This is a genomic window from Anaeromassilibacillus sp. SJQ-1 (assembly GCF_046693725.1).
Taxonomy (GTDB): domain Bacteria; phylum Bacillota; class Clostridia; order Oscillospirales; family Acutalibacteraceae; genus Anaeromassilibacillus.
The window spans coordinates 1-23,285 of the sequence record NZ_JBKEIV010000022.1 but is presented as its reverse complement, the minus strand read 5'-3'; the positions used below and the strand labels follow the sequence as shown (position 1 = coordinate 23,285).

Here is a 23,285-nt window from a genome sequence, read left to right as displayed (position 1 = left end):
GGACTGCTGGCCATTTTTAAAAAATTCTGGGAAGTACATATTTTTCACTTATATAGAGCCAATATAAAATTAATTATAGCATTTTATAAATTGTTATGGATTAACTATATATCTAATTCCAATATAAAAGAATCATAAAATATAAAAATAATCAGAGGAAATATGTCTATAAATACGATTCTCAAATGCTTATAATTAGGGTGATCTGAGAATAGGCAGAGTTCACAGATTATAGTCTTATATTGAGGATTTAATGGACAGAAATTAGAATCTGTCCCAAACACGGAGGTGCAGAAGAAATGAAAGCGAAACGAAGCAGAGTCATTCTTTCAGCCATTTCGGTATTATTGGTGCTCAGCCTGTTGATGGGCGGTACAATGGCATGGTTTACGGATACCGAAAAAGTAAGCGGCAATTTCGAGGCTGGTATTTTGGACATTGAGGTCAATCCGGGCGATGACGGATTTACAACCACTGAGCCGATGGAATTCAAAAATCTACGCCCGATGCTGTACGAAAATTTTTATAAAGAATTTGTCAGCGACGGTGGAGACAATGCGCTGACCAACAACAGTCAAAACCCAGAGAACTATCCAGAGGAGAATATCCCGGCATATTTTAAGCCGGTCACCATTCAAAATCGTGGAACATTGCCCACGAAGGTTCAGCTCTCTATGGACTTAGGCGCCGCCTGTAAAGAAGGGGAGGCACAGTTTGAACCAGAAGATCTGGCAAATGGTACAATGACTCCCTCGACGCCAGATCAACCGGTTTGTGAGAATAAGCTTCAGGATGTTCTCAAAATTTTTGTTTACAAACATACTGCCGATGGTTGGACAAAAATTGAGAATGTGAATCTGAATAAGCTCTATGATGATTCCAAAGCGAACCCCACCGGACAAAAGGCAAAGAATGCCGGTACAGAGTATCATACATATACCACCGCGGTGATTCCAGCCGGGGAAAATGCGACATATGTCCTCGCGGGATATCTGCCAGAAACCGTGGACAATCTCTATCAGGGGAAACACTATCATGGGTTACTGACTCTGAATGCCTATCAAGTGGATACAGATGAAGGTGGAAATCCAGATGAAGGCGGCAGCAGTTCTACTCCTGCGGCAGATCCCTATACGGTAACCATTCATTTTTCCGATCCACAGGACGCAGAAGCTACGTTTACGCCAATTGAATATGAGCTCGGTACAGAGCAGAAGGTATATGATGTTTCTACGGGAGATTTGACTGCTCCGGAAGGTTATCAGTTTGTAGAGGGACAGAAGGCCCAGCAGGTTACTGTTAACAGCGAAGGTGTAAATCCCGAAAGTATTACATTCTTGGTGGAAAAAATAAACACGGATTTTGCAGGAGGCGATGGTTCCGAGGAGAATCCTTTCCTGATTATGAATGCGGAGCAGTTCAATAAAATCCGAAACTACAGCGACAAGCACTTCGTTCTGGGCGCAGACATCACCTTGGGTGAGTATACGCCGATTGAATCCTTCAGCGGCAGCTTGAATGGGGAATATCAGGGTGTTAAGCATTCCGTAAGTTACACGATCCACGGCGGAGATCATTTAGGCCTGTTGGCCACAAATACAGGCACTTTGAAAAACCTCACCATTGCGTCAGATAGCGTGATTTATACCACAGGAAACAATTGCGGTACGATTGCAGCAATCAATGGCGGTACAATTGAGGATTGTATTTCTTACGGCACGATCAACGGTGTGTTGGAGGCAAACGAGCAAAATAAAGGGAAGAATATCGATTTTGGCGGAATTGTTTTCCAAAATACCGCAGGAGCGGCTATTCGGAATACAACCTTCCAGGGGAAAATCAATCCGGATTTAAGTGACGAAGACATTATTTTAGCGCTTTATGATGATATTAACATGTTCTTCAACAATGGAGGCTTGGCTTGCTTCAACGCGGGATTGATTGAAAACTGTCAGGTATCTGCTCCAGAAAGCGGCGCCAATGTAAGAGGCAGTACATATAATGCGGGCTTGGTTACCATGAATACAGGAACCATTCGAAATACAAAAACTGTTGGAGGGACACAGGAAACGCCCATTGTTTCAGCTCCAGTGGGGGAAAACTACAAAAATGGTTTGGACGTTTGCCTGAATATAGGTACGATCGAATAAGGAAAAGGAGCTGGATGGTATGAAAAAGAGGCTGTTCGCCCTTCTTTTGGCGGCATGTATGTTGTTTTGTATTTCGTCGGTGGCTTCCGCGTATGATTATTCGATCGACGGGAAATATCAGGTGGAATATCGAATTAATGACGGCGGGTTTAAGACGGTGGGATATTTGTGGGTTCCCTGCGGTCAAACGGTCACAGTGGAATATAAGTGGACGACAGATCCCGCCTATCCATATGATTATGCCTGGGTCCTCCATGTGAACGGGCAAAAAATCCCATCGATTGGCCTCAGCTATGGCTGGCAATATGACTCCTTAGAGGACGCCACAGGCATCGAGGGCTTATCCGGATTTGATCGTGTTCCACAGTATGCGGTTATCCGGAATGGACGGCCGAGTCCTTTGTGCATAGAATACACGGCGCCTGCTACAGGAAATGCTTCCGTATCCAAATATTTTTCACTCAATAAAGTCACTCCTACGTTCTACGCATATTTTGAGGACAAGGATGGAAACCGTGTAGAAGGGTTATCTTACTCGTACCGTCCCTCTTCCTACGGAGAGTTTACCATTGACGAGGCGGATGTACAGGCATACTTGGCGGAAAATGGTTACGTTCTTGATCCGCAGGGGCAGTCCCATACGGTAAATTATACGGTGGACTCCTCTGGCAAGGATGTGTTTGAGCCTTCTGAGGTGGTATTTACGGTGAAGCCCTTGCAGACGGGACCACAGGAGTTATCCATCTATTTTACCGACAATGGAACCCGCGTGGAGGAATTGACCCTCCCTTACACGGCAGATTCCGAGGGAGAACTTACAATTGGTACGGATGATGTGCGGGGTTATTTAGCGGAAAACGGATATATCCTGGAGCCGCAGGAGCAGTCCCACACGGTGAATTACTCGAAACAAAATGGATTTGATCCCTCTGAAGTGACATTTACGGTAAAGCCAGTGTCTATCGGCGGATTTTTCTGATAACATTATTTTTCCTGAGTTCGTAACATTGGATTGATCAAGATACCCTCCTCTGAAAAACTTAGAGGAGGGTATTTTTTATTCTCGATCTTTTGTCTGGCCGGTTGTTTCCGTTTCTGTGATATGTTATAATGAAAATGCATAAATTTTATTGTAGAGTATTTAAAAACATTGTGAATCATGAAACGGGAGGAACGTTCTATGAAGGTACGCGACGTAGTACAGATTTTAAAGGCGGATGTCCTGGTAGAGGGAGACCTCGATACAGAGGTTCGTACGGCGTGCGGAAGCGATATGATGAGCGACGTGCTGGCCTTTGTCAAGGACCAATCCGTGCTGCTCACGGGCCTGACGAACCCACAGGTTGTGCGGACGGCGGAGATGATGGACATGCACTGCATCATTTTTGTCCGGGGAAAGGAGATTGATGATACTGTATTAGAACTGGCTCAAGAAAAGGGGATTACCGTGCTGAAAACCCCCTACCGCATGTTTACTGCCTGCGGACTGCTCTACACCAACGGCTTGTCAGGGGGAAGTGAAGTGCAATGAGCGCCCTGTCGTTTGATTATGTAGTACCGGGGGACGATTTTACCCAGGCTGGCGCGGCTTCCAGCGATGTCAAGAGGAAGTTGAAAAAAATCGGTTACGATGCGGATGTCATCCGCCGCGTGGCTATCGCCATGTACGAAGGGGAAATCAATATGGTCATCCATGCAGGCGGCGGCACGGCGCATGTGGAGATCGACTCGGACAAAATCTATGTGATTTTAGAGGATCATGGCCCTGGGATCAAAGATCTGAGTAAAGCCATGCAGGAGGGATGGTCCACAGCGCCGGATAATGTGCGCTCCTTAGGATTTGGCGCAGGGATGGGTCTCCCGAATATCAAAAAATACTCCGATATCCTAGACATAGATACCAAGGTTGGGGAGGGGACGACCCTTTACATGACTGTATTTACCGATAGGAACCGGGCAGGCGGTGATTAAAAGATGGAAAAGTTTTTCCATTCTGTGATTTTGGACAAGGATAAGTGTATGGGGTGCACGAACTGTATTAAACGCTGCCCAACCGAGGCAATCCGTGTACGCGATGGAAAGGCATTAATCCTGTCGGAACGGTGTATTGACTGTGGCGAATGTATTCGTGTATGCCCACACCATGCCAAGCGGGCTCGGTTTGACCATTTTTCTATGTTGGACAACTACTCCTACAAGATTGCACTGCCAGCGCCAGCCTTATTCGGTCAATTTAATAATCTGGACGACATCGACATTGTCCTCACCGGCTTGAAGGGGATGGGGTTTGACGAGGTGTACGAGGTTTCGCGCAGTGCGGAGCTGGTTTCGGACGCTACACGCAAACTGATGCAGCAAGGATTGTTGCAACGGCCTGTGATCAGTTCCGCTTGTCCGGCGGTGGTACGTTTAATTCGTGTGCGGTTTCCCGAACTTTGTTCCCATGTGCTACCGTTGAATTCTCCCATGGAGACGGCCGCACGATTTGTAAAAAAAGAAGCCAGAAAGAAAACCGGTCTGCCGATGGAAAAGATCGGCGCATTTTTTATAACGCCGTGTCCTGCAAAGGTGACGGATACGAAATGCCCAATCAGCACGAAAACATCCTATGTGGACGGCGCCATTGCAATCAGTGAAATCTTTCCTGCATTGGTGGATAAAATGGAAAAGGCGGAAGCAGTGGAACCCTTGATGCAATGCGGTGTCATCGGCGTAGGGTGGGCATCCAGCGGCGGAGAATCAGCCGCATTGCTTAATGACAAATATCTGGCGGCAGATGGTGTGGATAACGTGATCCGCGTGTTGGAGGAGTTGGAAGATGAGCGGATTAAGGAGCTGGATTTCATCGAATTGAACGCTTGTGCTGGCGGATGCGTTGGCGGCGTCCTCTGTGTGGAGAACGCCTATGTTGCAAAGGCACGGCTACAGCGGCTGCGCCGGTATTTGCCGGTTGCACAGAACCATTTGGAAGGCGGCATTCCCCCTGCATGCAATGGGAGGATAACCTAGAATTTGCGCCAGTGCTCAAGCTTTCCGATGATATGGGAGAAGCGTTGCGGATGATGGCAGACATCGACAAAATTTGTGGGAAACTTCCGGGACTGGACTGCGGTTCCTGTGGGGCGCCCACATGCCGTGCGTTTGCTGAGGATGTAGTGCGTGGCTCTGCAAAGGAAAACGAATGTATCTTTATCTTGCGTGAGGAGATCAAACACGTTGCCCAAGCTCTTTCCTCCATGGGAGGTTTTGTGCCGGGGCATAACAAGGAGGTTGATTCCAATGACCGTTGAGGAATTGCGCGACCAATTGGGGTTGCAGGTACTGGTGGGAGGAGATCTCACCCGTGAGGTGACCGGAGGCTATACGGGAGATCTGCTCAGTTGGGTGATGGCCCGGCTTCCTGCCGATGCAGCTTGGTTTACCGTGATGGGCAATGTGAACGCAATCGCGGTGGCATCGTTGGCGGACGCTGCTTGTATTGTCCTGACAGACCGCGCATCGCTGGATGAAGAGGCACGCAACAAGGCAGAGCAACAGGACATTCTGGTGCTCTGTAGCGAGCAAAACAGTTACGAACTCGGAGCGCGCCTGGCGGAGTTATTGAAAGGATGAAATTTTTTTACGATTTTCATTTGCACTCCTGTCTTTCGCCATGCGGAGACGACGATATGACTCCTTACAACTTGGTCAACATGGCAAAGCTGCTCGGATATGACATCATTGCACTGACAGACCATAACTCTTGCCGGAACGCCGCCTCTGCGGTCAGAGCGGGGGAACAGGCGGGCCTCGTGGTGATTCCGGGCATGGAACTCTGTACCCAGGAGGAGGCACATGTTGTGTGTCTGTTCCCGGATATTCCCGCGGCGGAAGCATTTGAAGACTTTGTGCGGTCGCGTAGTATGGAAATTCCCAATCGGCCGGAGATTTTTGGCCGCCAATTGGTCATGGATGAGCAAGACCATATTCTGGATGAAGAAAAACGGCTGTTGATTCATGCAACACAGGTCGGTGTGGACCATGTACTGTACGAGGCAAGGAGGTTTGGAGGCACCGCATTCCCAGCGCACGTGGATAAACCGGCTTACAGTGTGATTTCTGTCCTGGGCGCCATCCCTCCGGAGGCTGGTTTCCATACAGCGGAGATCAGTTTTACCGGTTCCCCGGAGGCCCTTTTGCAAACCAATCCGGAGTTGTCCGGTATGCTGCTCCTGCGCAACTCAGACGCCCACTATCTGGAGCATATGCGGGACCCCGGCCCAACGTTGGAATTGCCGGAAGCATCTGTACAGGCGGTCATTCGATTCTTGGATGAACAAAATCTCTAAAAATACTTATCCTTATGAAAAATTATTAAACATGATTGTTTCGAGTATATTTTAAGGCAAATTTCTAGAAAAATTGTAGATTTTCTACAAACAATGTGCTATAATAAATCACAATGCATATGTGACGAAATGTTCGAAAAATTACGAAACATTATGCCACATATTGGAATTCACAGGGAGGAACAAGAATGCAAAAAAAATCAGCAATTTGCCTTTTCAAGGGACTCCGGAGCAGGAGCAAAAACTGCACGAAGTGATTGAAAAGCACAAAGATGACAAAGGCGCGATTATGCCAGTCCTGCAAGAAGCGCAGGAAATTTATGGGTATCTGCCGGTAGAAGTGCAGACCATGGTGGCGGAAGGCCTGAACAAGCCGCTGGAAGAAGTCTTCGGCGTGGCGACCTTTTATTCCCAGTTTTCCCTTACACCGAAGGGGAGGTACAATATCTCTATTTGTTTGGGAACCGCTTGCTATGTAAAGGGTGCGGCGGCAGTCCTGGACAAGGTGAGCGCTGCGCTCGGCATCCAGCCAGAGGAGTGCACTGCAGACGGGAAGTTCTCTCTCACCGCTTGCCGCTGTATTGGCGCTTGCGGTTTGGCTCCGGTCATGACCATCAATGACGATGTATATGGCCGTTTGGTGCCGGAGGAAATCGACGGAATCTTGGCAAAGTACAGCGACTAAGATGCGGGAGCTATCTTTAAATGTGATGGACATCGCGCAGAATTCCATTTCAGCGGGAGCGACTTGCATTGAGGTGGAGGTCTGTGAGGATACCGCTCAGGATCGTTTGACGATCCAGATTGTGGACAATGGCCGTGGGATGTCTGCGGATCAGGTTGCCCATGTGACAGATCCTTTTTTCACTACGCGTACAACGCGCAAAGTAGGCCTGGGTATCCCGCTCTTCAAAATGGAAGCGGAAATGACGGGCGGTGAACTGCGGATCGTATCTGAGCCGGGGAAAGGAACAGCGGTGACAGCAGAATTTGTGCCCTCTCACGTGGACTTTATCCCGTTGGGAGACATCAATGCCACGGTTCTCCTGTTAATCACTTGCAACACAGACCGGGATTTTGTGTTCCATCGCAGAATAGATGACCGCGAATTTACACTGGATACCCGTGAACTGCGCGGGATCTTGGGCGAGGAAGTGGAGCTGAATATGCCCGATGTAGTGGCATGGATGCGGGATTTCCTCAATGAACAAACACAAAGCATCAAAGGGGAGAAAATATAGTATGAAGTCGTTAGCGGAACTTCAGGCAATCCGAGATAAAGCTCGCGGCAAAGTCACGCTGCGGGAAGGACAGGATGATGCGATCCGCGTATTGGTCGGTATGGCCACGTGCGGTATCGCTGCGGGCGCACGCCCAGTTCTCACCACCATCGTGGATGAGGTGGCAAAAAGAGGCCTCCAGAATGTCATGGTTACCCAGACGGGATGCATCGGCATCTGCCAGTTTGAACCAGTTGTCGAGGTTGTAGAACCCGGCAAGGAGAAGATCACTTATGTGAAGATGACCCCAGAAAAAGCGGTCCGCATGGTGAACGATCATCTGGTCAACGGCAATGTCGTCACAGAGTTTACCATTGGCGCTAATTCAAAATAAGGAGGCTGCAAAATGTATCGTTCGAATGTACTGGTTTGCGGCGGTACGGGATGTACCTCCTCGAACAGTGAGCTGATTATCCAGCGTCTGAAAGAGGAAATTGCCGCGAAAGGCCTCGATCAAGAGGTCAATGTCATCCGTACGGGCTGCTTCGGCCTCTGTGCCTTGGGCCCGATTATGATTGTATATCCAGAGGGCGCGTTCTACAGCATGGTCAAGCCGGACGATGTACCGGAGATCGTGGAAGAGCATCTGCTCAAGGGCAGAATCGTCAAACGCCTTCTTTATCAAGAGACTGTAGTGGAGGATCCAACTCCGTCAGTCTCTGAATCAAACACCTTTCTATGAAAAACAGCACCGTGTTGCCCTGCGCAACTGCGGCGTTATCAATCCTGAGGACATCGATGAGTACATAGCGGTTGACGGTTATCAGGCGTTGGGCAAGGCCCTCACCGAGATGACCCCACAGGATGTCATTGATGTAATCACCAAATCCGGCCTGCGCGGACGCGGCGGAGCTGGCTTCCCGACGGGCAGAAAATGGCTCTTTGCCGCGCAGAACCAGGCGGATCAGAAGTATGTGTGCTGCAATGCGGACGAAGGCGATCCGGGCGCTTTTATGGACCGTTCCATTTTGGAGGGTGATCCGCATGCGGTTCTGGAAGCAATGGCTATTGCCGGATATGCAATCGGTGCTTCTCAGGGATATATTTATGTTCGTGCAGAATACCGAATCGCTGTAAAGCGTTTGCAAATTGCAATTGATCAGGCTAGGGAGTACGGCCTGCTCGGTAAAAATATTTTCGATACAGATTTTAATTTTGATATTGAGCTTCGTTTGGGCGCCGGCGCGTTTGTCTGCGGCGAAGAGACGGCTCTGATGACCTCCATCGAGGGCAAACGTGGCGAGCCTCGCCCGCGTCCGCCGTTCCCGGCGCTCAAGGGCCTGTTTGGCAAGCCAACCATCTTGAATAACGTAGAAACTTATGCCAATGTTGCCCAGATTATCCTCAAGGGTGCGGACTGGTTTGCATCCATGGGTACGGAGAAGAGCAAGGGCACGAAAGTGTTCGCCCTGGGCGGCAAGATCAAGCACACCGGCCTTGTGGAAGTCCCGATGGGGACCACTCTGCGCGAGATCGTCGAGGAGATTGGCGGCGGTGTGCCGGATGGCCATTCCTTTAAGGCGGCTCAGACTGGAGGTCCTTCCGGAGGCTGTATCCCGGCTTCCCAGATGGATGTTCCGATCGATTATGACAACCTGATTGCCATCGGCTCCATGATGGGTTCCGGCGGCTTGATTGTCATGGATGATACCACCTGTATGGTGGACATTGCGAAGTTCTTCTTGGAATTTACTGTGGATGAGTCCTGCGGTAAGTGCACCCCGTGCCGTGTTGGCACGCGCCGCCTGCTGGAGATCCTCAATAAGATTACCGAGCGGCAATGGCACATTGGAGGACATTGACCGTCTGGAAGAACTGTGCAACTATCTGAAGGAGAATTCGCTCTGCGCTTTGGGGCAGACTGCGCCGAATCCGGTGCTCTCCACCTGCATTATTTCCGCGACGAGTACATTGCACACGTTACGGAGAAACGCTGCCCGGCGGGCGCATGTAAGGCGTTGACGAATTACTACATCTTGGAAGACAAGTGCAAAGGTTGTACGCTTTGTGCGCGCAACTGCCCGGTCGGCGCCATCAGCGGTACCGTGAAGAAGCCGCATGTGATCGATACGAGCAAATGCATCAAGTGCGGCGCTTGCATGGAAAAGTGCAAGTTCAGTGCGATTGTGAAGAGATAAGAAAGGAGTGTGCCATCAATGGATATGGTCAATATAAAAATCAACGGCATGCCCCTCTCGGTGCCGAAGGATTCTACGATTTTAGAGGCTGCACGGTATGCGGGGATCAATATCCCCACCCTGTGCTTCCTGAAGGATATCAACGAAATTGGCGCTTGCCGTATGTGCGTTGTAGAAGTGAAGGGCGCCCGTTCTTTGGTTGCGGCCTGCGTTTATCCGGTCAACGAGGGGATGGAAGATATTCACCAATACACCGAAGGTGCAGGAATCCCGCAAGCTTACATTGGAGCTGCTGCTCTCGGTGCATGACCGGAAGTGCCTCACCTGCAAGCGCAGCGGGAGCTGCGAGTTGCAGTCGCTCTGTTATGAACTGGGTGTGGATGACGCTGAGCACTTCGACGGCGCAAAACCCGAATCTCTCAAAGATGAGTCCACCGAGTATTTGGTCCGCGACAATGGAAAATGTATCCTCTGCCGCCGGTGTGTTGCCGCTTGTGCCCACCAGCATGTGGCTGTCATCGGCCCGAACAGCCGCGGCTTTGATACGCACATCGGCTGCATGTTTGAACGTCCCTTGAACGAAGTGGCCTGCGTTTCCTGCGGCCAGTGCATTGTGAGTTGCCCGACAGGTGCTCTTACCGAGCGCGATCAATGCGATGAAGTTCTTGCGGCGATCAATGACCCGGAAAAGTATGTTGTGGTACAGACCGCTCCCGCCATTCGTGCGACTTTGGGCGAATGCTTTGGAATGCCGGTTGGTACGAATGTAAAAGGCAAGATGGTTGCCGCCCTGCGCCGCCTCGGCTTTGACAAGGTATTTGATACCGACTTCGGCGCTGACCTCACCATCATGGAAGAGGCGACCGAATTCCTGGATCGCGTAAAGAATGGCGGCGTATTGCCGATGATTACCTCTTGCTCGCCAGGGTGGATTAAGTTCTGCGAGCACTATTTCCCGGATCTGCTGCCAAACGTATCGTCCTGTAAGTCCCCACAGCAGATGACCGGCGCAATGATTAAGACCTGGTTTGCCGAAAAGAATGGACTCGACCCGAAGAATATTGTGGTGGTCAGTGTAATGCCCTGCACAGCGAAGAAATTTGAGATCAAACGCGACGATGAGGCTGCAGCAGGAGAGGACATTCCAGACACCGATATTGCAATTACCACCCGTGAACTGTCCCGCCTTATCAACCGTGCTCACCTGGATTTCGTCAATCTGCCCGATGAGGACTTTGACGATGCTATGGGCGTTTCCACCGGCGCAGCGGCCATCTTTGGCGCGACGGGCGGCGTAATGGAAGCGGCGCTCCGCACGGCGGCGGATGTTCTGGAAGGAAAGAGCCTTGACAGCGTAGATTATACAGAAGTGCGCGGCACAGAGGGCATTAAAGAGGCGGTCTATCACATCGGCGGCATGGATGTCAAGGTCGCTGCTGTCAGCGGCCTGAACAATGCGAATGAGGTGCTAGAGAAGGTCCGCAAGGGCGAAGCGGATTATCATTTCATTGAGATCATGTGCTGCCCAGGCGGATGTGTCAATGGCGGCGGCCAGCCGATTCAGTCGGCGACGGTCCGCAGTTTTACAGACCTGAAGGGGCTGCGTGCAAAGGCACTCTATGAAGAGGATAAGAATCTTCCGTTGCGTAAGAGCCATGAAAGCCCGTTGATTAAACTGGTGTACGATGAATATTTGGGCGAGCCGGGTAGCCATAAGGCACACGAGCTTTTGCACACCAGCTACGTTGCAAGAAAAAGATTTTAATAGAAACATCTTTTCACAAAACAAGTTCTAAAAAATCCCGGACGGAAAATACCGTCCGGGATTTTTGTTGCGTATTGAGTCAAATTTTTCTAAGGGATATATGGAAAATTCGACAAGGTTTCCCTGGATTGATGAAATCCATTCGCAGCAATTTTTCTACTGATCTTGTTCTCGACGTTCTCGTGGAAAGGCTTTCTTTACATTTCTCCGTGGAATCAGTATAATAGAAATTATAGAAATTCCATCCAGGAGGTGCACTTTGGAAAAGCTTTTACTGCAACACGCGAGAATTCTTGACCCGTCATCCAACTTGGATGTCATTGGAGATCTTTTGCTGGAGGACGGTCTCCTAAAGCAGGTTGGCGGGACGGTTGAAGCGCCGGATGCCCAGGTGTTTGACGCAAAGGGGTTGGTGGCAGCCCCTGGCCTGGTGGACATGCACGTTCATTTGCGCGACCCAGGCTTTACAGAAAAAGAGGATATTTTTACCGGCTGCCGGGCTGCAGCAGCGGGTGGCGTGACCAGCCTGCTTTGTATGCCCAATACAAAGCCGGCGATCGATACCCCGGACACAGTGCGCTATATTTTGGACAAGGCCGCCGAAGCAGATGCCCATGTTTATGTGGCCGCGGCCATTACAAAAGGACTACAGAGCAATGAACTGGACGATTTGGAAGCCTTGCGGGAAGCAGGAGCGATTGCGCTGAGCGATGACGGACGTCCCGTTGTAGATTCCCGTCTGATGGCCCGGGCGATGAGGGCTGCACCTGGCTTGGGGATGCGGGTTGTTTCCCACTGTGAGGATCTTGATCTCTCCAAAGGCGGACTGATGAACGAGGGGGATGTTTCCCGCGAACTGGGTGTGCCGGGCGTCCCTGCGGCAGCCGAGGATTGCGGAACCGCACGGGACATTGCTTTGGCGGAGGCATACCAGGTCCCCATCCACATCTGCCATGTGAGTTCCCGTACCTCGGTGGCAATGATTCGGGATGCAAAACGCCGCGGTGTGCAGGTCACGGCGGAGACTGCTCCACATTATTTCAGTTTGACCGACGCGATGCTACGGGCGCGGGATGCGGATTTCCGAATGAGTCCGCCGCTGCGCACAGAATCGGACCGATTGGCAGTGATCGAAGGGCTCCGCGATGGAACCATTGACGCAATTGCCACCGATCATGCTCCTCATACGCCTGCGGAAAAAGCTGATTTCTCCAAGGCGCCGAACGGTAGTATCGGGATGGAAACCTCGCTTGCCGCTGGAATTACCTACCTGGTGAAGACGGGTCTTTTGACGCTTCGAGAACTGCTTCGTCTGATGAGTACGGCGCCGGCAAACCTGTTGCACATTCCTGCGGGAACCTTAAATCCTGGCGCCCCAGCGGATATCGTGCTGTTTGACCCAGAAGAGCAGTGGACAGTGGAACCGGAGAAACTCCATGGAAAGAGCCGCAATGCGGTCTTTAAGGGGCGCATTTTGACAGGACGCGTGAAATTGACTGTTTGTAGAGGAAAGATCGTCTACCGCGGCGGCAACGAAGGAAGAATATAAAACCATCAGAAAATAAGAAGGGCGGAAAAGAATATGGCATTTGACCGACTGATTGAACGCATTGCAAAGTTACAGAACCCCACAGTAGCGGGTTTGGACCCCAAGCTTGCCTATATCCCCTCCTATATCAAAGAGGATGCTTTTGAAAAGTATGGAAAAAATTTGGACGGTGCGGCCGCAGCTATTCTGGAATTCAATAAAGGGCTGATTGATGCACTGTGCGATATTGTACCGGCAGTAAAGCCGCAGTGCGCTTACTATGAAATGTATGGCTGGCAGGGTGTTAAAACACTGCACGATACCATTGCCTATGCAAACAGCAAAGGAATGTTTGTGATAACGGATGGAAAACGAAACGATATAGGGACTACCATGGAAGCATATGCGGCAGCGCACTTCGGGGACCACGATGGTAGAGGATACACTCTGTGTTCCATTTGGCGGGGATGCCCTTACCGTAAACGGCTATCTGGGTTCCGATGGAATCAAGCCCCTACTTTCGACCTGTCAGGCGGAGGACAAGGGCATCTTTGTGTTGGTTAAAACGTCGAACCCTTCTTCCGGCGAATTGCAAAACCGAGTTTTTGACGACGGGAAAACCCTGTATGCAACGATGGGAGTACTCTGCGAGCAGTGGGGGACAGAGCTTCCCGGGCAGTATGGGTATTCAGGTGTTGGTGCAGTGGTGGGAGCGACCTATCCGGAACAGCTCCGCGAACTTCGTTCCGCATTGCCGCATACCTTCTTCCTGGTCCCAGGTTATGGAGCCCAGGGAGGCGGCGCAAAGGACGTTGCGCCCGCCTTTGATACAAACGGCCGCGGCGCTATTGTCAATGCCTCCCGCTCAATCCTTTGCGCGTGGCAGAAGCAGAATGCTCCTGAACGCGATTATGCGAAAGCGGCTGCAGCAGAAGCGGTGCGGATGCGCGATGAAATCGTAGGGGAGATAGGGACGATCAAATGATGAAGTATGACGTGAAAACCTGTAAGCTTTTGAAAAAAAGAGAGCTTACAAAGGACATTTTTGATTTTGTCGTGGAGGCTCCGGAGTTTGCTGAGGTTGCACAGGCGGGACAGTTTGCGCACCTCTATGTACCGGGAAAAACGTTGCGCCGTCCCATCTCAATCTGTGGTGTAGACCGCGCAGCAGGTACTTTGCGTTTTGTGTTCCAGATACGCGGCGAAGGAACCCGAATTTTAGCGGGCATGGAAGAAGGAGCAATGCTTGATATTCTGGCCCCGCTTGGGAACGGGTTTGTGTTGGGGGACTGTTCCCGTAAGGCGGTATTTGTGGGCGGAGGGATCGGCGTGCCGCCCCTTTTGGAGGCTTCTAAAGGGTTTGGGAGCCGTGCGACTGCGGTACTCGGTTTTCGGAACCGGGAGGCGGTGATTTTGGAAGAGGACTTCCGCGCCAATGGTTGCGAGGTACGTATTGCGACCGATGATGGCAGTGCAGGGCACCATGGGCTTGTTACAGACTGTCTCAACGATCTCTCTTTTGATGTGATCTTTGCCTGTGGACCGACGCCAATGCTGAAAGCCGTTTGTGCAGTGGCAAAGCAACGCGGCGTTGAATGCCAGATTTCTTTGGAGGAACGCATGGCCTGTGGAATTGGAGCCTGTTTGGGTTGTGCCTGTAAGCTGCTGGCAGATGGACGGGAATACTTTGGACACGTCTGTAAGGATGGACCGGTATTTCCTTATCAGACTGTTGTTTTGGATTAAGGAGGCGGAAGGATGGCTGATTTACGTGTAAAGATTGCAGGGGTTGCCCTTGAAAATCCCTTGATTGCCGCCTCCGGGACCTTTGGCTTTGGCCGGGAATACCAGGAATTATTATCCGCTTTCTACGCTTGGGGGGATTTCCTGCAAGGGAATTACCCTTCAGGAGCGTCCGGGGATCCTCCTCCCGCATCGCGGAGACACCCTCTGGAATGTTGAACTCGGTAGGGCTACAAAATCCGGGTGTGGATCACTTTATCGAAGAGGACCTCCCTTGGCTCAAACAGCAAGGGACGATTGTGATTGCAAATATTGCAGGCAATACGCAGCAAGATTATTGCCGCATGGCGGAGAAGCTCTCAGAAAGCGACGTCGATATGGTGAAGTGAACATTCTTCCTGTCCAAATGTGAAGCACGGCGGTGTCGCCTTTGGCACCTCCTGTGCGAGTGTAGAGGAGATTACCGTCGCAGTGCGCAAATATTGCCGTAAGCCTTTGATTGTCGAACTGTCCCCCAATGTGGCGGATATTGGAGAGATTGCAGCGGCTGCGGAAGCGGGTGGAGCGGACGCAATTTCGCTCATCAATACATTGACCGGTATGCGGATCGATATCCGTACCCGCAGGCCTATTTTGCGCAATAACACAGGAGGGCTTTCTGGCCCAGCCGTATTTCCAGTAGCTGTACGAATGGTGTGGCAGGCCGCACAAAGGGTCAAGATTCCGGTCATCGGCCTCGGGGGAATCAGCACATGGCAGGATGCAGTAGAAATGTTGCTGGCTGGAGCCTCTGCGTTACAGATTGGAACAGTGTTCTTTACGGACCCATATGCGCCTGTAAAAATTCTGGACGGTCTGCGCCGCTATTTGGATGAAAACCATATTGCCTCTGTGACGGAGTTGACCGGAGGAGTATGCGCCTACTAAAGGAATTCGGAAGGAAGGCTGTGTAAGAATGGGACAACTTCATTCGTCGAACGATAGCGCCATTCCCCCAAAGGCGGAGGGGACCACTCGTATCTTGTTGGTTCGCCATTGTGAAGCGGAAGGGAATACGAACGGACGGTTTCAAGGAAGTTCTGACTGTGGAATTTCCGGAAATGGAGAAAAACAGCTTGAGCTTTTAGCGCTTCGTTTGCGGAATATTCGGATGGATTCGATCTATTCCAGTCCGCTCAAGCGTGCGCGGATGACCGCAGAAGCGATCAACCGTTATCATCATCTTACCATCCATGAAGACAAGCGTTTGCAGGAGATCGATGGCGGTGATTATGAGGGGCTTCTCTGGGCGGACCTGCCCAAAGTTGCACCGGAACAGGATGCCAATTGGTACACGGCGCCGCAGGATTTTTGCGCGCCAAACGGAGAGAGTATGCGCCAGGTATATGACCGTGTTTGGCAGGCGATTCGCTCGATTGTGCGCGAGAATCCTGGCAAGACCGTGTGTGTAGCTTCCCATGGATGCGCTATCCGGAATATTCTCTGTCATGCCATGAACAAGCCTTTGGAACAGCTGAACGATGTGGACTGGTGCGACAACACAGCCGTCAGTGTGATTGACTTTGGAGAGCAGGGGAATCCCAAAATCATTTTACTCAACGATGCTTCCCACCTGACACCGGAAGTTTCTGTTTTTGCAAAGCAAACTTGGTGGCGGCGGGAGAATATGGAGCGTAAAAGATGAGGATATTAGCGGTTGATTTGGGAAAGGTGCGCACAGGCCTGGCGGTGTGCGACGAAGGAGAACGGCTGGCGTCCCCTGCCGGCGTTGTTCAGGAATACCATCGGGATCGGCTTGCAGCCGTTGTCGCTGCAAAGGCCGAAGAGTATGGTGTGGGAGAAATTGTGGTTGGTTTACCACGGAATATGGATGGCAGTGAAGGGGAGAGTGCGCAGGGGGCTCGATTGTTTGCTGAACACCTGCGAACCTTGGTTCATGTGCCCGTATGGATGCAGGATGAACGCGGAACCACAATTACTGCGCACGGATATTTGAACGATACGGATACGCGCGGAAAAAAACGAAAGGCTGTGGTGGATGCGGTTGCGGCCACAATCATTTTGGAGGACTATTTGATGGTCCGCCGGAACCGATTGCGCCAGTTGCCCGATCAAGAATAGAGCGTCCAGAAGAAAGAAAATAAAGAACCGTAGAGTTGCAAAGGCTCATACGGTTCTTTTTGTGCGTTCTATATCCCAATTATAGCGGTTTTTTGTTCAAATGTGAGATTTCGAAGCGTTTTAAAAGAACAATGTTGACAAAGCTTATCAACTTTGTTATTCTATAATTACGTTAAAAAAGAGGGTGAGTGTACTGCTGGTCACACGGGAAGCGGATTATGCGTTGCGGATTTTGCGCGCGTTAGCGGGCGGAGAGCAGCGGACAGCGGCGGATATTTGTGAGCAGGAGCAGATTCCGGACAAATTTGTCTATAAGATTGCAAAGAAGCTGGAAAAATCCGGCTTTATTAAGATTGTGCGCGGTGCGGAGGGTGGATGCCGTCTGATTGTGGATTTGCATACGATGAGCCTTTACGACTTAATGGAAGCCCTTGGAGCAGACCGGTTGGTGAATGCTTGTATGCAACCGGAGTACCGCTGTACCTGGCAGGAAAGGCATGCAGAAATTTGTTCACTTCATTGCCGTCTTGGTGAGGTGCAAAAGAAGATGGATGCACTTTTACGCGATTGCAGTTTATATGAGCTTTTATATGGGCAGGAATAAAAACCATTTGTTTGTTTTTCATTGATAGTCGATTTATTTGCTCAAACATTGTTTTTGTAGGGCATTTTTTATTGCTGGGTAAAATCAAGTGCAATCAATATGCTTTGAAAGAGATCACAAGGTGGCCCTGAGAAGGCCACATACCAACCATATTTTATACCGAAGAAATCCTTGAAGAAGAAAGATGCACAGCATCGAAAAGAGAGAACCGCATGTCGTTGTGACGGCGGTTCTCTCTTTCATATCCATCAATTGCGTCCTTTTCCCATGTAGAAAATCGCAATGGCGCCAGGGCCTGTATGGGACCCAATAATGGGGCCGATATTGTTGGTAACGATGCGTTTGATACGATAACGGTTTTTAATTTCTTTTTTCAGATACGCTGCGTCATCCATACAATCGCCATGGACAATGAATACGACCTGGTCACCCGTATCCCGGAAGGTCTTGTCCATATGCTCAAGAAGCACACGAAGCGACTGCTTGCGGCCTCGTACCTTTTCCATGGGAACCAGTTTTCCGTCTTCAGTAATGCGCAGGATGGGCTTGATCCCTAACATAGTTCCAACCAGTGCCGCTGTACCCGACAACCGTCCACCACGCCTGAGAAAATTCAGATCATCAACAGTGAACCAGCCGGAAACAAGCAACCGTTCTGTTTGCACCCATTGATATAAGTCCTCAATGGACATTCCTTCCTGCTGCTTTTGTACCGCTGCATAAACCAGCAGTCCAGTACCGAGGGTCGCGGTCAAAGAATCCGCCACCAATAGCGTTCGATCCGGATACTTTGCAGATAGTTCTTCCGCTACCAATACGGAGTTGTGGTATGTGCCAGAAAGGGCAGAGGAAAAGCCGATATACAATACGTCCACGCCGTTTTGCAGATAGCCTTCAAACACCTCGGTAAAGGCTGCTTGATTAATTTGATTGGTTGTGGACATATCGCCACCGCGCAGGCGGTCAAAAAAGTCTTTTGCAGAATACTCACGCTCATCTGGATAATGGGTATAACTTTCATCCCCAAAGTTAAAAGACATAGGGATCACATGGATGCCTAACTCTTCTACCAATTTGGGAGGTAAATCCGCGCAGGCGTCTGTGATAATTTGATAGTCATTCATTCGATTCGTTTCCCTCCTTGGATGCGCTTAATTTTTGCTGTTTCCCAGGAAAAATAGAGCGACCGTCCCAGGACCGGAGTGCGATCCAATGACGGGACCAATATAGTTGATGTAAATATTTTGCACAGCAAAACGTGATTTTACCTGTTCGGCGACATATTCGGCATCCTTAGGGGCGTTTCCATGGCTGATAAAGATCACCTGCTCTTCAGGATGCTCGACCGTCTTTGCCATATGATTGACCAATGCATCCAATGCGTTTTTGCGCCCACGCACCTTTTCCACTGGGATCAAGTGTCCCTCGTCGTCCACATGTAAAACAGGCTTAATTCCCAGCATGGTTCCAAATAATGCGGCTGCCCCGGATACGCGTCCGCCGCGTTTTAGAAAGTTGAGATCATCTACGGTGAACCAATGCGCCAATCGGTTGCGGTTTGTTTCGACCCAGGAAGCTACTTCATCAATTGTTCGTCCAGCACGTTGTTGCATAACAGCATGATAAACCAAGAGTCCTTCGCCCATGGAAGCCGCCAGAGAGTCTACAGCCAGGATACGGCGGTCAGGATATTTTTGAGAAAGATCCTGTGCAACCAAGCGGGAACCATTGAATGTCCCTGACAATCCAGAGGAGAATCCGATATAAAGTACATCGATTCCCGCTTGCAGGTACCGTTCAAACGTTTCGATAAAGGTAGCAGCGTTGATTTGATTGGTAGTGGTCGTTTCCCCCGCCGCTATGCGTTCGTAGAAGGACTTGTTGGATAAGTCTCGCTCGTCGGGGTATTGAAGATACGATGCGCCACTGAGGGTGAATTCCATTGGAATGATCACAACACCTAACTCTTGTGCAAGAGCGGGGAAAAATCGGTGTTGGAATCCGTGATGATTTGATAGCCATCCATAGGATCAACTCCTTTTGCTCACAAATTCTTCCTACAATAGGACCCCAAAAGATAGAATTGATTATATACCATTTGAAAATGTCTGTCAAAATACACATACATGGGTATAAAGAAAGGCCCCTGTTTTAGAAACAGGAGCCGAATGATTAAAGGAAATCCCGCCTGGCCGTAATGTGCGAAATAACCTGCCTACGAAAGACAGGTGGGTGCCCGCCCAACGGGTTTCCACTCCCTTCTTCCAGCCGAAGCCGGGAGGTCTGCGGTCCGCCGCCGGAGCTAAGCTCCCGATTTAAAAGTGTAGGGTTATTTATACACAAGTCCACGCACCAGGCAGGGAAAAGCTTATTCTTCCGGATCTTCTTCTTCGTAAAGCTCCTCGAAGTGCTTTTCAAAGATTTCAGCAAGGCGGTCGAGAAGTTCTTCATCTTCTACCTCTGCGAGCTGTTGCTCGCCATCCTCTTCAATCGCCTCAAAGATGTAATAAGTTCCTTCTGAATCTACCTCGTCCTGTGGATCGTCAAAGGTAGGAAGCAGAGCGTAGAAACATCCTTCATCGTTATCAATCACATCGAGGATTTCAAACTCGTGTTCTTCACCCTCGTCATCAATCAAGGTAATCAGATCAGCGCCAAACTCGTCGTTCAAAAAGTTCATCTCCTTCACAATAATGTGCTTTCTGTTACTCATTTTACCTTTATAATGGCAGTAAGTCAACAGAAACTTTTGGTTAACAGGTATTCCTTTCAGAAAAAGGATCGAAAGGCTGGAAGACAGAGGGATAAAAGGCAAATATGCTTTCCATATGGAGGGGATCGTTTTATAAAAGGACAGTTATAAAAAATCACCTATAAAATTTAAAAAATGTTAGAAAAAAGTATTGACAAATACGGAAAACGCGCTATAATAGAAACAGAAACAGGGGAGAGAAAAAGAAAAAAGCAAACACCTTCCAAGAAAAGAAATCTGATGAAGGTAATATCACAAAAATGATATTATAAAAATTTGGAAGGTATGGAAAGTCTCCAATGTAGATACTTCAGAAAGGGTGTGAGTCCAATGAACAGCGAGCCAGTTCAGATGAATAGCGGCCAGTCAGTCGGGCTCGTGCCGCTATCTCATCAATAAAAACTTTAAAACAGTAGAGATTGTAGCTTCTGATACAATCAAGTGTCTGTCCTAAAGATTTTATTATTGCAACCAATTGAGATGCCAGGGGACAACGCGGAAACAAGTCGGTTGGAAAATACGGAGGAGTTGAAACGTTGCAAAAACTGGTAAATCCAAGTAAGTAACCATTTGATAGGTACAGAGCGACCAGCAGGATGGAGCGAAAAGGACCGGTGGTTTTGACGAACACTGCATTGTGATTCCTAAAAAGCTTGTGACGCTGGAAATCTGGATGAAGGAACAGAACGAAAGACAGGATGAGGCCTACAAGCAGTTGATCGACAGAGCTTATATTTGCAGCGTGGAGAGCCTGTAATGCCGGATTCGGAAACGACCGGAGCGAAAGCAGGAGAAAGCAAAGCAACTAAGTAATGATGAGCAAACTGTTTTTTGAGAAAGCTGATAATGCCTGTAAGCTGGATCACTTTCAAACAGATACGGACTAAAAACAAGTATGCGGATAACAATTTCGGTTGAATCGAAAAATCGTTGTAACCATAGAGCTGAGAAGCCTGCAATGCTAATCCCTAAGAATGAAGTGCTTACAAGGTTGGTCGCCAAACCGATGGGAAGAGAATTTCGAAAGTGATAAGATACGTAGGGATCGTAAGCCGGGTAGAAATTCGTTAAATCTTCCAAAGGTGAGGCAATCATTCTGAGATATTCAGAAAAGTGAAAAGCCCGGCCGGGTGTTTTTTGCAACACTTAATTGATGAATATGGAAGAATGGTTCCAAGCATCTCGTTTTTATAAAATAAAACGAAAAGGAATGAGTCCAAAGGGCAATTTAGTTTGAGCAACCATTTATTTGAGAAAGGAAACGGTTCGTATTACGCTTCGATTATCAAAGATGGTGTGCGAAAGCACGAAGCAAATCTTATCGGGAATCGCGTGATCTATAGTTTGAAGCCTGTTTTGCTCTTCATAAAAGAGTAGGTTCAATAGAGAACAGAATGATAGTAGGTGAGTCCAAAATATAGTTAAAACACGCATCAAGTTCTTTTGTGAGATTTATTGCTTCTAAAGTGATTCCCAAGTGCTAAATACAAAAGTCCAAGTTTATCGTGTACGGTAAGCAAAGGGTTTTTAGATAGTAAGAGGATCGAAATTGTTCAATAACTCAATATAGAAGCTCCGGTGATTAAGATTGCCGGAGCTTTTGCTTTTATGTCTTCCTATTTTTTCTATTCTTCGGTATAATGGGGTATACTGATCGTGACGATAATAGGTAAAAACCGTTCAAAAAAGGAGGAGTTTCTTTGACTCAATATGATGTGATTATCGTTGGCGGAGGACCAGCTGGTTATACGGCGGCCCTTTATTGTGCGCGTGCAGCGCTCTCTACATTGGTTTTGGAAGCGATGGCGCCCGGTGGACAGATGGGGACAACCGATCAAATCGACAATTATCCGGGCTTTGCTGACGGAGTCAACGGTTTTGAGCTTGCTATGAATATGCAGAAACAAGCAGAACGGTTTGGCGCAGAGAGTACTTTTGCACAGGTTTCCTCTATGGAACTGACGGAGCCGGAAAAAAAATCCACACGGAGGACGGAAATACCTTTACCAGTCGTGCTGTGATTCTTGCTTTAGGGGCTTCCCCTAGGGAGCTGGGCTTGCCAGAAGAACGCGCTCTTCGTGGACGTGGTGTATCTTATTGTGCCACCTGCGACGGCATGTTTTACAAGGGAAAGACGGTTGTTGTTGTAGGAGGAGGAGACACTGCTGCCGCAGATACCGTTTTTTTATCTAAGATATGCCAAAAAATTTATTTGGTGCATCGCAGAGATACGTTGCGTGCCTCAAAGGCTTACTTGAAACCACTTGAAGCCTGTGAAAATGTGGAATTTGTTTGGGATACTGTTGTGGAAGAAATTTTAGCAGATAGTAGCGTCACAGGAGTTCGAGTAAAAAACAAAAAAACCGGGGAATCCAGGGAAATCTCGTGTGACGGTGTGTTTATCGCCGTCGGAAACGTGCCCAATACAGCTCTTATAGCAGAATCTATAAAACTTACTTCCAATGGTTATGTCGATGCAGGGGAGACGACAGAGACAAATCTGCCTGGGGTTTTCGCAGCCGGAGATGTACGCCAAAAAGTACTCCGGCAGGTCGTGACGGCTGTTTCGGATGGTGCTGTAGCCTCTCATATGGCGGAAGAGTATTTAAATAGAATCGAATAATTTTCTGATTTTTTTGCCAAGAAGTATAACAAGTGCCACAAGGAGCCGTTGCCGTCGGTAATGATGCCTCACACTATGCGGCTCACGTTCTGCACCAGAATGGTAAATGAGGGAATGAACCCTAAAGCACTACAATATATCATGGGACATTCCAACGTCATTATGACGCTGAACTATTACGCCCACGCCACATTCCATTTCACCCAAGAGGAAATGAACAGACTGGAAGCCTAGGCGGAAATCAAAGAGGTAA

Annotated in this window: 19 protein-coding genes, 1 other RNA gene and 6 pseudogenes; 22 read left to right on the top strand and 4 right to left on the bottom strand. The window is 49.2% G+C overall.

Annotated features, from left to right (window positions below; translation table 11 throughout):
* Nucleotides 1-299 precede the first annotated feature (299 nt).
* The 20 genes and pseudogenes from ACGCCZ_RS06005 (at nucleotide 300) to ACGCCZ_RS05910 (ending at nucleotide 17,657) form a co-directional block, all read left to right on the top strand.
* Nucleotides 300-2,150, top strand: a complete 1,851-nt coding sequence (locus tag ACGCCZ_RS06005) for a TasA family protein (RefSeq protein WP_411655558.1) — start codon at nucleotides 300-302, stop codon at nucleotides 2,148-2,150.
* Nucleotides 2,151-2,169: 19 nt separating this feature from the next.
* Nucleotides 2,170-3,129 (top strand): hypothetical protein, encoded by a 960-nt coding sequence (locus ACGCCZ_RS06000; protein WP_411655557.1) that lies wholly within the window; start codon nucleotides 2,170-2,172, stop codon nucleotides 3,127-3,129.
* Between the two features lie 201 nt (nucleotides 3,130-3,330).
* Nucleotides 3,331-3,681, top strand: coding sequence for a DRTGG domain-containing protein (locus ACGCCZ_RS05995; RefSeq protein WP_054324586.1), 351 nt, complete (start codon nucleotides 3,331-3,333; stop codon nucleotides 3,679-3,681).
* Entirely contained in the window at nucleotides 3,678-4,121 is a 444-nt protein-coding gene (locus ACGCCZ_RS05990; RefSeq protein WP_054324585.1) for an ATP-binding protein, read from the top strand. The genes ACGCCZ_RS05995 and ACGCCZ_RS05990 overlap by 4 nt, the downstream gene beginning before the upstream one ends.
* 3 nt (nucleotides 4,122-4,124) lie before the next feature.
* Nucleotides 4,125-5,159, top strand: coding sequence for a [Fe-Fe] hydrogenase large subunit C-terminal domain-containing protein (locus tag ACGCCZ_RS05985; RefSeq protein WP_411655556.1), 1,035 nt, complete (start codon nucleotides 4,125-4,127; stop codon nucleotides 5,157-5,159).
* Nucleotides 5,138-5,440 carry a (Fe-S)-binding protein gene (locus ACGCCZ_RS05980; protein ID WP_411655555.1) on the top strand — a complete coding sequence of 101 codons (303 nt, stop codon included), beginning with the start codon at nucleotides 5,138-5,140 and terminating at the stop codon, nucleotides 5,438-5,440. Before ACGCCZ_RS05985 ends, ACGCCZ_RS05980 begins: the two co-directional genes overlap by 22 nt.
* Entirely contained in the window at nucleotides 5,430-5,762 is a 333-nt protein-coding gene (locus ACGCCZ_RS05975) for a DRTGG domain-containing protein (RefSeq protein ID WP_054324583.1), read from the top strand. Before ACGCCZ_RS05980 ends, ACGCCZ_RS05975 begins: the two co-directional genes overlap by 11 nt.
* Nucleotides 5,759-6,478: a PHP domain-containing protein gene (locus tag ACGCCZ_RS05970; RefSeq protein ID WP_085533329.1), complete on the top strand. Its 720-nt coding sequence runs from the start codon at nucleotides 5,759-5,761 to the stop codon at nucleotides 6,476-6,478. Before ACGCCZ_RS05975 ends, ACGCCZ_RS05970 begins: the two co-directional genes overlap by 4 nt.
* Before the next feature lie 163 nt (nucleotides 6,479-6,641).
* A complete protein-coding gene (locus ACGCCZ_RS05965) occupies nucleotides 6,642-7,163 on the top strand; it encodes an NAD(P)H-dependent oxidoreductase subunit E (protein WP_411655554.1) in 522 nt (173 codons plus the stop codon).
* Nucleotide 7,164: 1 nt separating this feature from the next.
* Nucleotides 7,165-7,719 carry an ATP-binding protein gene (locus ACGCCZ_RS05960; protein WP_054324580.1) on the top strand — a complete coding sequence of 185 codons (555 nt, stop codon included), beginning with the start codon at nucleotides 7,165-7,167 and terminating at the stop codon, nucleotides 7,717-7,719.
* A gap of 1 nt (nucleotide 7,720) precedes the next feature.
* Nucleotides 7,721-8,092, top strand: coding sequence for a (2Fe-2S) ferredoxin domain-containing protein (locus ACGCCZ_RS05955; protein WP_054324579.1), 372 nt, complete (start codon nucleotides 7,721-7,723; stop codon nucleotides 8,090-8,092).
* A gap of 12 nt (nucleotides 8,093-8,104) precedes the next feature.
* Nucleotides 8,105-9,896 (top strand): annotated as a pseudogene (gene nuoF, locus ACGCCZ_RS05950) (NADH-quinone oxidoreductase subunit NuoF).
* An 18-nt stretch (nucleotides 9,897-9,914) separates the two neighbouring features.
* Nucleotides 9,915-11,661, top strand: a pseudogene (locus tag ACGCCZ_RS05945) (NADH-dependent [FeFe] hydrogenase, group A6).
* 259 nt (nucleotides 11,662-11,920) lie between these two features.
* Nucleotides 11,921-13,210, top strand: coding sequence for a dihydroorotase (locus ACGCCZ_RS05940; protein ID WP_054324576.1), 1,290 nt, complete (start codon nucleotides 11,921-11,923; stop codon nucleotides 13,208-13,210).
* A 33-nt stretch (nucleotides 13,211-13,243) separates the two neighbouring features.
* A pseudogene (gene pyrF, locus ACGCCZ_RS05935) lies at nucleotides 13,244-14,174 on the top strand (orotidine-5'-phosphate decarboxylase).
* Nucleotides 14,171-14,935, top strand: coding sequence for a dihydroorotate dehydrogenase electron transfer subunit (locus ACGCCZ_RS05930; RefSeq protein ID WP_411655553.1), 765 nt, complete (start codon nucleotides 14,171-14,173; stop codon nucleotides 14,933-14,935). Before pyrF ends, ACGCCZ_RS05930 begins: the two are co-directional and overlap by 4 nt.
* Nucleotides 14,936-14,947: 12 nt before the next feature.
* Nucleotides 14,948-15,859 (top strand): annotated as a pseudogene (locus ACGCCZ_RS05925) (dihydroorotate dehydrogenase).
* Between the two features lie 28 nt (nucleotides 15,860-15,887).
* Nucleotides 15,888-16,616, top strand: coding sequence for a histidine phosphatase family protein (locus ACGCCZ_RS05920; protein ID WP_411655552.1), 729 nt, complete (start codon nucleotides 15,888-15,890; stop codon nucleotides 16,614-16,616).
* Entirely contained in the window at nucleotides 16,613-17,053 is a 441-nt protein-coding gene (gene ruvX, locus ACGCCZ_RS05915) for a Holliday junction resolvase RuvX (protein ID WP_054324573.1), read from the top strand. Before ACGCCZ_RS05920 ends, ruvX begins: the two co-directional genes overlap by 4 nt.
* Before the next feature lie 184 nt (nucleotides 17,054-17,237).
* The gene (locus ACGCCZ_RS05910) at nucleotides 17,238-17,657 is read left to right on the top strand and encodes an RrF2 family transcriptional regulator (RefSeq protein ID WP_242967290.1); all 420 of its coding nucleotides are present in this window, start codon (nucleotides 17,238-17,240) and stop codon (nucleotides 17,655-17,657) included.
* A 248-nt stretch (nucleotides 17,658-17,905) separates the two neighbouring features.
* Here the strand turns inward: ACGCCZ_RS05910 and ACGCCZ_RS05905 are convergent, their stop codons facing one another.
* The 4 genes from ACGCCZ_RS05905 to ACGCCZ_RS05890 form a co-directional block, all read right to left on the bottom strand.
* Nucleotides 17,906-18,781, bottom strand: coding sequence for a DegV family protein (locus ACGCCZ_RS05905; protein WP_054324572.1), 876 nt, complete (start codon nucleotides 18,779-18,781; stop codon nucleotides 17,906-17,908).
* Nucleotides 18,782-18,808: 27 nt separating this feature from the next.
* Nucleotides 18,809-19,612 (bottom strand): DegV family protein, encoded by an 804-nt coding sequence (locus ACGCCZ_RS05900; protein WP_411655551.1) that lies wholly within the window; start codon nucleotides 19,610-19,612, stop codon nucleotides 18,809-18,811.
* Between the two features lie 222 nt (nucleotides 19,613-19,834).
* Nucleotides 19,835-20,023, bottom strand: a non-coding RNA gene (gene ssrS / locus ACGCCZ_RS05895) — 6S RNA.
* A 2-nt stretch (nucleotides 20,024-20,025) separates the two neighbouring features.
* Nucleotides 20,026-20,370 (bottom strand): DUF1292 domain-containing protein, encoded by a 345-nt coding sequence (locus ACGCCZ_RS05890; RefSeq protein ID WP_411655550.1) that lies wholly within the window; start codon nucleotides 20,368-20,370, stop codon nucleotides 20,026-20,028.
* 1,739 nt (nucleotides 20,371-22,109) lie between these two features.
* Between ACGCCZ_RS05890 and trxB the strand changes: the two are divergent.
* Both trxB and ACGCCZ_RS05880 read left to right on the top strand, forming a co-directional pair.
* Nucleotides 22,110-23,032: pseudogene (gene trxB, locus ACGCCZ_RS05885) on the top strand (thioredoxin-disulfide reductase).
* Nucleotides 23,033-23,047: 15 nt separating this feature from the next.
* A pseudogene (locus ACGCCZ_RS05880) lies at nucleotides 23,048-23,266 on the top strand (tyrosine-type recombinase/integrase); the annotation flags it as partial.
* Between the last annotated feature and the right edge of the window lie 19 nt (nucleotides 23,267-23,285).

Bases quoted from the DNA above. Each gene is read 5' to 3' on its own strand.
- ACGCCZ_RS06005 (WP_411655558.1), top strand. From the start codon at position 300: ATGAAAGCGAAACGAAGCAGAGTCATTCTTTCAGCCATTTCGGTATTA.
- ACGCCZ_RS06000 (WP_411655557.1), top strand. From the start codon at position 2,170: ATGAAAAAGAGGCTGTTCGCCCTTCTTTTGGCGGCATGTATGTTGTTT.
- ACGCCZ_RS05995 (WP_054324586.1), top strand. From the start codon at position 3,331: ATGAAGGTACGCGACGTAGTACAGATTTTAAAGGCGGATGTCCTGGTA.
- ACGCCZ_RS05990 (WP_054324585.1), top strand. From the start codon at position 3,678: ATGAGCGCCCTGTCGTTTGATTATGTAGTACCGGGGGACGATTTTACC.
- ACGCCZ_RS05985 (WP_411655556.1), top strand. From the start codon at position 4,125: ATGGAAAAGTTTTTCCATTCTGTGATTTTGGACAAGGATAAGTGTATG.
- ACGCCZ_RS05980 (WP_411655555.1), top strand. From the start codon at position 5,138: ATGCAATGGGAGGATAACCTAGAATTTGCGCCAGTGCTCAAGCTTTCC.
- ACGCCZ_RS05975 (WP_054324583.1), top strand. From the start codon at position 5,430: ATGACCGTTGAGGAATTGCGCGACCAATTGGGGTTGCAGGTACTGGTG.
- ACGCCZ_RS05970 (WP_085533329.1), top strand. From the start codon at position 5,759: ATGAAATTTTTTTACGATTTTCATTTGCACTCCTGTCTTTCGCCATGC.
- ACGCCZ_RS05960 (WP_054324580.1), top strand. From the start codon at position 7,165: ATGCGGGAGCTATCTTTAAATGTGATGGACATCGCGCAGAATTCCATT.
- ACGCCZ_RS05955 (WP_054324579.1), top strand. From the start codon at position 7,721: ATGAAGTCGTTAGCGGAACTTCAGGCAATCCGAGATAAAGCTCGCGGC.
- ACGCCZ_RS05930 (WP_411655553.1), top strand. From the start codon at position 14,171: ATGATGAAGTATGACGTGAAAACCTGTAAGCTTTTGAAAAAAAGAGAG.
- ACGCCZ_RS05920 (WP_411655552.1), top strand. From the start codon at position 15,888: ATGGGACAACTTCATTCGTCGAACGATAGCGCCATTCCCCCAAAGGCG.
- ruvX (WP_054324573.1), top strand. From the start codon at position 16,613: ATGAGGATATTAGCGGTTGATTTGGGAAAGGTGCGCACAGGCCTGGCG.
- ACGCCZ_RS05905 (WP_054324572.1), bottom strand. From the start codon at position 18,781: ATGAATGACTATCAAATTATCACAGACGCCTGCGCGGATTTACCTCCC.
- ACGCCZ_RS05890 (WP_411655550.1), bottom strand. From the start codon at position 20,370: ATGAGTAACAGAAAGCACATTATTGTGAAGGAGATGAACTTTTTGAAC.